Here is a 7,837-nt window from a genome sequence, read left to right on the forward strand (position 1 = left end):
AAGCCAGAAGGATGAGCAGCAGCGCGGACAGGATAAACAGCATGGGAAAGGACCTTATCGCTCGGGACCGTGAGACGGCTCGGGGTGATGGACAGGAAATGGCGTTGGCCGCGTCGGCTGATTGTCTGGTGCCCCGCGATCGGTGCGGGCGCGGTCGAGAATGCCCTCGAGGAAGCGGTCCAGGACCTGTGCAATACTGCGCGCGCCCTCGGCGAGATGTTCGGCGGCGCCGCGCGGCGGACGCTCCCGGCGATCAAGATGCCGTTCGAGCATGCGATCGCGGCGTTGTGCGCGCAATTGCTCCTGTTCGGCCTTGAGATTGGCCAGATGCTGTCCATGGCGGTTAGAGAGTGCATCGACACGGTCTGCCTTCAGCCGCCCCAACCCTTCCGACGAAGATGTTTTCTCGCCCGACTGCCGCTCGAGCTTGGCGATCAACGCCTCGACGTCGTTGGTCCAAAGCCTCGCGCCGAAGGCCGCGCGGGTGATGGCCGTGTAGAAATTCTGGGCGTTGACCAGCGGCGATTCGACCGGGGCGAGCACGAAGACGCGCGGATAGGTCTTGGACTGGGCGGAATAGACGGTTTCGGCATAGCCATGATCCCAGGTCCTGTGCTCGGCGAGATCGACCTGTTGCACACGTCCGTCCCGGTCCCAGCGGATCGTTGCCACCTCCCCTCCCAGCTTCTGCACGGTTCCGCGCTCGGAATTGCGCAGATCCAGTTCACGGTTGACGAGACGCCACTGGATACGGTCTCCTTCGGCAAGATCGCGATATTCGGGATTGAATATGTTGATGTGCCGGGCCCCGGTGGTCTGCGGATCCCATCGGATTGTGCGTCCTTGCTCATCGACGAGGCGCACGACCTGCCGGCCATTGGGTTCACGCCCCAGTCCGATGACGTGATAGTCGGCATTGCGGGCGACACCGAGGCCGACGATGTCGCGGTCGAAGCGCACGATCTGACCAGAGCCGTAAAAACGCGCCATATGCTTTTCAATGTCGGTCAGGCCGGCGGGTGCGAGGATGGACAGCCGGCTATCCTGGGCGGCGAGACCATTCTCATCCTTCAGCGCATCGCGAATCTTGCTGTTGACGATGAGGCGGGTCGCATTGTCGAGGACGAGAATATTGGTGCCGACCCGCGAGTCCGGCTTGAGCCGTATCCAGGCATGGACGACCTGCTCGGCCATCCTCTCATTGTCGGTGACGGTGCTGACGCTATCGAGCTTTGCCAATGACTCGGTGAAGTTGCCCGAACGTGCGGCAGTGACGGCCGCCTTGATCGATTTGGTTTCCTGACGCACGGCCTCGGTAAGTTCGACCGTCGGCAGGCCCAGTTTGCGCATCAGCCAGAACGGCTTGCCCTGCTCGATGGCGCCAGTCTGTTTCTCGTCGCCCAGCAGCAGCAATCGTGCGCCCGTCGTCCTGCTGATTTCAAGCAGCCGCTGTGCCTGGCGGTTACTCAGTTGCCCCGCCTCGTCGAGGACCAGCACATGACGGTCGGTGATCCCCTGCCCGCCTCGCGCGACGAAGCCGGCAACAGTATAGGAGGCGATATCTGCCCTCTTGCCAAGTTCGGCGGCCGCCGAAGATGTGGGCGCCAGGGCGATCAAGGTCGTGCCGGGCTCAGCCGCCTCTCCCAACACTCTGACCAGCGTCGATTTGCCGGATCCCGCGACACCGTGGATGGCGGTGATGCGATCGGGTGTCAGCGCCGTCTCGACAAGGGCATTCTGCTGCTGTTTGTTGAGGCTGGTCCCCTCCAGCACGGTAAGTAATCGATCACTTGAGGCAATCGGGCGAGCATCATTCAGGCCGAGCGCGATATGCTGGGTGAGCGCCAGTTCCAGCCGCCAGGATTTGCGACTGGTTCTCCCGCGCGTCAGTATCTTGTCGCCGGTCTGCTCATGGGTCGGCAGCAGCTTGCGCACCAGTTCGTGGTTTTCAATCCGGGGACGGATATCCTCGAGCCGGACTTCGCCGACATGGGCGGCGAGACCAGTGCGCAGAATATCGCCCAGATTGTTGACCGCTTCCGTCGTCTCCAATTGCCGCAAGCCGAACAGCGCGGCACGCGATGCCTCCTTTTCGGTGGGTGGCAGGTGTCTGCCTTCTCGCTCATGCGTTTCGTCGGTGATCAACCGCAGCGCGTCGAGCCGTGGCCCGGTCCGCTGGTGCCACCGCGCGACAAGGTCTTCCTTGCCGATCTTCACCTTGGCCTTGCGCGTGGCGTAGAATGAGGCGCGCTGGGCCTTCTGTCCCACCAGCCCATGTTCGCGGGCATGTTCTTCGATCGCGTCGGCGCGCTGCGAGAATTGTTCAATCAGATCATCGGGAACACCGCGTATCTCGAAGAGGCCCGATCGCGGGTTGGTGTCAATCTCATAGCCAGCCTCGCGCAACCCGAAGGCCAGGGCATTGCGATAGATCTGACCCGCGACGCGCTGTTCGCCATACATGACCCTGCTTTCCAGGCTCGCCATGGGATCGCCGGCTTCACGGTTGGTCATGTTGAGGACGGCCAGATGGGTGTGGAGATGAGGATCGAGTTCGCGACTGCCATGTTCGGTAAAGCGCGCAACGAGGATGCGACCGGTGGTTTCGTGAACGATCTGGCCTTCGTTCCGGCGGCGCAACTGCGCCTGTTCCTCCAGATAGGCGATAGCGGCGGTCACCGCTCCCTCATGGGCGGCAAGTACGCGTTCGTCCCCGGCCACCAGCGCCATGATCGACACGGACTTTGGCGCGTTGACCGCGAAGTCCCAGCCGGGATGGTGTTGGATCTGCCCATCGGCGCGATGGCGCCCCAGCTGCTGGTCGCCAACCTTGCCAGCCAGAAGGTCGCGAAACAGCTTCGGATCGACCGCGCCTGACAGCCCAAGATCAGCCGCGAGCTTGCCGGCCCATTCCGAAGGCTCGTTCCCGCCCTTGGTGTAATAGTCGCCGACCGTATAATAGCGGGCAATGTTGGCGGGCCGACCATGGAGACGCTGGGGCTGGATCATGCCGGCCTCGCCTGCTCACGCGGCCCATCTTCATGGCCATGCTGGACAAGTTCGGAGCGGATTTCTCCCTGCTTGCCGGCAAGGATGGACCACAGGGATCGCGCGGGAGCCGGGAGCTCGGCATGCTCTTCATTCAGCAGGATGTCCTCGACCCGCTGCGGATCGATATCGGGCGCCGGAGGGCTGAACAGATCCGGCTGTGGTGAAGGCGGCGTTGGCGTCTCCTGGAATACCGGGGGCTTCTTCGACGGCTTTTCTCCGGCGTTGGGGGCTGGCGGCGTCTGCGCAGCCTCGCGCTCCATGGCTTCACGGACCCGCGATTCGGCGTGGGCAATGCGAACGAGTGTTTGCGCCTTGTCGATCTGGGCGGGCGGATCAGTACGTTCGGCGAAGGCCTCTCCCAGCGATGGAATGTTGTTGAACCGGCTATCGAACCGGACCACAGGCAAATTGCGGCCGAAGCGCAGGAAGCCCACCAGATTGGGCAGGTTGGTGACTTCGGTCGGCATGACCAGCGGCCGTGTCACCTGCATACGCGATAGGTTGACGCCATCGCGCATGTCGTTGACGCCATAGGACATGCCCTCATTGGCCTCCACCTGTTCGACCTGACCAAGGTTGATCGAGACATGATCGGCGGTATCCGTATCATTCGCCCGCAGCGCCACCCAGGTTGAGCAATAGCCGGTGATCGCCGCGGCATCTTCCTTGCCGTAGGTCGCCTTGAGCTGTGGATAGGACTGGAAGCCCAAAATGCCGCATCCGCCATATTTGCGCGCCCGCGCAAGAAAGTCCGAAAGCGACGGCAACTTATGCAGCGTCGGCAGTTCGTCGATCACGCAATAGAGCCGCCGGTCGCGATCTGGCGTCAGGCTCATGATGGCGCTGATTGCGATGTCGAGCCAGACGGTGATCAGCGGGCGCAGCGAGGGAAGCTGATCGGCTTTCACGGTGATGAAGAGCCAGCTTCCCTCGGCGCCTTTCTCTACCCAGTCGCGGATCGAGAAGCCGTCCTCGGTATCGTCGAGATAGCTGAAGCTGCGCATGACCGAGGCGAGTTCGGCCTGGATGCCGGCGGATGTCCGCTCGCCTTCCGTGCTGATGAAGGCGGCGGCGTCCGTGCCGGTGACGAAGGCGGCCAGATCCTTGAGCTTCGAACGCAAGAGCCGATCGAGCAGGACCGAGACATAGGTATGTTTCTGACGCGCGAGTTTGCGCATGACCGCGACCAGCGTGCCCCGCGCCGCCTTGGCCCAGAAGGGATCGCCATGCTTGTCAGGAATCGTCGACTCGGCGATTTGATCATAGTGATAGTCGCGCGGCACATCGACCCAGGGCGACCACCGCGCCGTCCGCTGGTCGAGCGGGTTGAGCAGCATGTCGGTGCCTTGCCGGTAGAATTTCTCGACGAAGGTGCCGGCGGTGTCATAGACGATCGCGCGACGGCCTGATTTACGGATACCTTCCAGCATGCCGACAATGAGATTGGTCTTGCCGGTACCCGGAGCGCCGCACAGCAGGATATGCTCGGGCTCGAAGGCTTCCGGAACTGGAACGGCTCCGATAACGAGCGGCCCTTTTTTCTGACCCCACAGCGCGCGTCGAACCTGGCGGATGGTGCCGAAGCGCGCGCCGCGCAAATATTCGTTGGAGCCGAGCCCCCTGCCCGTCCGCGTGAAATAGAACCACGCCCAGCCGAGCATGGCAAACGCGAACAGCCCGGAAATTAGCGCCCCATGCAGCAGATAGCCCTCGAAAGACCGCAGGGTCTTGTTCGCGAGCGCCGAGGCGACCAGCCAGTCCGCCGAAGTCCAGTAAGCCAGGCCTTCTGGCGTGCGAAACTGTACCGGGTCATTGGTTCCGGCAGCCGCGTCGACCTTGATCATCGCCTCGGCCAGCTTGAGCAGGACAAACCGCTCATATTCGGTCGATTTTTCGAACGCATACCAAAGCGTGCCGATGATCCAGATGATGAAGCCGGCTAATATCGTCTGGTAAAAGACCTGTGTGGTCATGCGGACGTTGTGGACGATCGCCTGCCCGCCGCGCGTCCATGAACCCAGCATATCGTTGCGGAAGATGCTCATGGGAGATCCTCTCCACCGAGCAGACCGCGTTCGGCGAGAATAACGCGGGCCTGCGACATCCCTTGCTCGAGCGCCTTGGGAGACTGCTGGCCGACGGACGTCGCGACGATCGATAATATCTGGATCGAAGTGGCGAGGATCTCATCCTGGGAGGAGAAGACGTAGCGCTTGCGTTCGTCGACCGCCTGCTCAAGCAGCTGCCGTATGAAGCCGGACAAGGACAGGTTCGCACCGCGAGCACGGCGCATCAAGGCAGCATGCAGCGACTCATCGAGACGGAAATTGAGCTTGGGCAAGCGAAGGGTCTCCTTGTCCGGAGACCTTCGCAGATGTCATGAAGCCTTGGCACGTTACCGAATCCGCATTCGTGGCGCAAGTTACGAAGATTCAAAAATCTATAGCCGGAAGAATTATAGGAACGCTTTTCGGCTGTTACCGACCGCGGGGTGTTTCAATCGAGGAGTATGGATATGCTTCTTCGCGGCGATTCGCCTTGATCGCGTGCGGAGATTGCGCATTGCCATATCGCGTGTTCGGGCAGGAGGAAGGCATCAGTGGAAGAATCAGACGGCCTCTCCCGCTGGTCACGCCTCACTGACAAGCATCGCGCCTGCCTCGATCTTGTTGTTGAACGCAAGAGTTCGAAGGAAATCGCACGGGTTCTTCAGATTTCCAAGCCCACCGTCGATCAGCGCATCACCGCCGCCCGAAAAATTCTCGATGCAGCCGACCGCGATCAGGCGGCAGTCATCTACGCCAGGTTGAAGAGTGTATATGATCGCGTCACATATGATCCAGTGCAGCTTCCCCCGCTGCCTGTCCTGGTGCCATCAGACTTCTCGGACGGCGACCCGTCATCGGTTCTTTTGCTGAGCGATAGTATCGCGCCCAGCATCAGGTCCGGGGACATAGGGAAGGATTTTCTGGCGCCGTTCCAGGAAGGGTGGAGACACGATTACGGCATCCCGGCGCGCATAATGATCATGGTGGCTATGCTCACCGCCCTGGTCATCGTCGTGTTTCTGGGCCTCGGCATTGCCGAGACGCTTACGCGCCTCGTTTCCAACTAATCCTGACAATCTGGCCCAACATTGCCCGGAAGCGCTTCGCGCTCCCGGCGAAGGAGAAACTATGTCCAATTCCGAATCGCTCGCGGTAGCTCGTCTCCAACGCGATGTGCCTGGTGCCGAAGCCCGGATCGACGACGCAATCATCGCCCTTTCCACGCTCATGACCAGCGTCGTGACTGCCCGGCGTGAGATAGGCGTTGCCGCGAAAACGGGGCAGGCGACCATCATACGTCTCGCAAAGGCGCAGATGTCGCTGATCGATATCAGCAACGACGTTCTACGGGCCCATGGCGAACTTGCCGATATCGGCAAGGAGACCGCAGGTCTCGATCTCCACGAATGTCCTTCGATGGCCGTAGCGCCCCCTCACCTCGCCGCCGTTGCCTAAAGTCGATTGACCAGGAGCCATCGACATGATTTGGAAACGGAATGTTACGCATTGCCCTGTTTCTGATATTCCTGTCGATGGCGATCGGATACGCCATCTGGAAGGGAGGAGTGCCGGAACGGGCTATGGCCGCTATCCTGATAGCCATGGCCTTGATGGATCAGGCTCTTCACCTCTTCATACCGGCCCACTTTGCGACGGTCGACACCGGTCATCTTACGATCGATCTCTTTGCGGCGGCATCGACGATCTCGCTGGCCATAGTGGCGCACAGGTTCTGGCCGATGGTGGCTGCCGTCCTTCAGATACTTCCACTTCTGGCGCATTTCAGCCGGGCGCTGGATCTGAGCATGCATCCGATCGCGTATCTGACGATGCAGGTTGCCTCATCCTGGCTTCTCCCGCCGCTTCTGGCCCTCGGAACCTGGCGACATCGGCTGCGCCTGCAACGCAACGGCAGCGATCCATCCTGGCAGACTTCATTGAAATCATCGAGCCGGTCGATGGAGACCAGCTAGCAAACGCCCTCTTCGACGAATTTCGTAGCCTCGGGCGCATCTTCGCTCAAAGCCCCCAGTCGCTGGAGCGTGTGCTTGGCGGTCATGCAGCCGTCGCCCGGATATTGCTGGGCTCCCGCCTGGTGCTCCTTGAAGGAATGCGGGAGGAATTTGCTTCTCTTCCGATCAGTCCAGACTGCCCCAATTTGCTTCAATATCTGATGGCTTCGATGGGCGCTCTGCCCGACGAGGTCTTGCGGGTCATATTTCTTGACAGCGCGGGGCATCTGATCGCCGATGAGCAACTGCAGGTTGGTTCTCTCCGGCAACTGGCACTTTATCCTCGCGCTATCTTTCGACGTGCTATGGAACTCGATGCTGCCGGATTGATCCTTGTACACAATCATCCAAGTGGAAATCCGAATCCCAGCGAAAGCGACATTGCCGTCACACAGACCTTGTCGGAAATCGGTCGTTCCCTCGACATCGATATCGTCGATCATATCGTGGTTACCGCGACCCGGACCATGAGAGTGTCATCCCTAAACATGTTCCAGCCCCATCGACCGACAGAAAGCTCCCATGTCATTAAGGACAGCGTAGGGCCGAAAGCCGGCTACCCCTATGATCGAGGTCCCGCAGCCCTTGAGAACGCAAGAGCCGTCCGCGAGCGCCGCAAGTTCCGAAGTGCGTTGATCGGGTCGCCGGAACTGTTTGGTGAGCCGTCCTGGGTGTCAAACGGCGTTCAAAAGGGACCCCCGATCGGCGTCGAAGAGGGACCCCCTT

7 protein-coding genes are annotated in these 7,837 nt (G+C 60.9%); 4 read left to right on the forward strand and 3 right to left on the reverse strand.

Annotated elements, in window-relative coordinates; all coding sequences use genetic code 11:
* Window positions 1-54: 54 nt before the first annotated feature.
* The 3 genes from mobF to AX724_RS06715 are packed head-to-tail and all read right to left on the reverse strand — an operon-like array spanning window position 55 to window position 5,392.
* Window positions 55-3,009 carry a MobF family relaxase gene (gene mobF, locus AX724_RS06705; RefSeq protein WP_066764618.1) on the reverse strand — a complete coding sequence of 985 codons (2,955 nt, stop codon included), beginning with the start codon at window positions 3,007-3,009 and terminating at the stop codon, window positions 55-57.
* Window positions 3,006-5,096 (reverse strand): type IV secretion system DNA-binding domain-containing protein, encoded by a 2,091-nt coding sequence (locus AX724_RS06710; RefSeq protein ID WP_066764619.1) that lies wholly within the window; start codon window positions 5,094-5,096, stop codon window positions 3,006-3,008. The genes mobF and AX724_RS06710 overlap by 4 nt, the downstream gene beginning before the upstream one ends.
* Window positions 5,093-5,392 carry a ribbon-helix-helix protein, CopG family gene (locus AX724_RS06715; protein ID WP_066764623.1) on the reverse strand — a complete coding sequence of 100 codons (300 nt, stop codon included), beginning with the start codon at window positions 5,390-5,392 and terminating at the stop codon, window positions 5,093-5,095. The genes AX724_RS06710 and AX724_RS06715 overlap by 4 nt, the downstream gene beginning before the upstream one ends.
* Window positions 5,393-5,650: 258 nt before the next feature.
* Between AX724_RS06715 and AX724_RS06720 the strand changes: the two genes are divergently transcribed.
* The 4 genes from AX724_RS06720 to AX724_RS23950 form a co-directional block, all read left to right on the forward strand.
* On the forward strand, window positions 5,651-6,166 hold the full coding sequence (locus tag AX724_RS06720) for a helix-turn-helix transcriptional regulator (RefSeq protein ID WP_231736537.1): 516 nt from the start codon (window positions 5,651-5,653) through the stop codon (window positions 6,164-6,166).
* A 61-nt stretch (window positions 6,167-6,227) separates the two neighbouring features.
* Window positions 6,228-6,554 (forward strand): hypothetical protein, encoded by a 327-nt coding sequence (locus AX724_RS06725; RefSeq protein WP_066764627.1) that lies wholly within the window; start codon window positions 6,228-6,230, stop codon window positions 6,552-6,554.
* Window positions 6,555-6,595: 41 nt separating this feature from the next.
* The gene (locus tag AX724_RS23945; protein WP_066764634.1) at window positions 6,596-7,072 is read left to right on the forward strand and encodes a hypothetical protein; all 477 of its coding nucleotides are present in this window, start codon (window positions 6,596-6,598) and stop codon (window positions 7,070-7,072) included.
* A gap of 122 nt (window positions 7,073-7,194) precedes the next feature.
* Window positions 7,195-7,837: JAB domain-containing protein (locus AX724_RS23950; protein WP_197421499.1), on the forward strand; the 643-nt coding region annotated here is incomplete at its 3' end.

Origin of the sequence: Sphingobium sp. CCH11-B1 (assembly GCF_001556865.1) — a bacterium.
GTDB lineage: Bacteria > Pseudomonadota > Alphaproteobacteria > Sphingomonadales > Sphingomonadaceae > Sphingobium.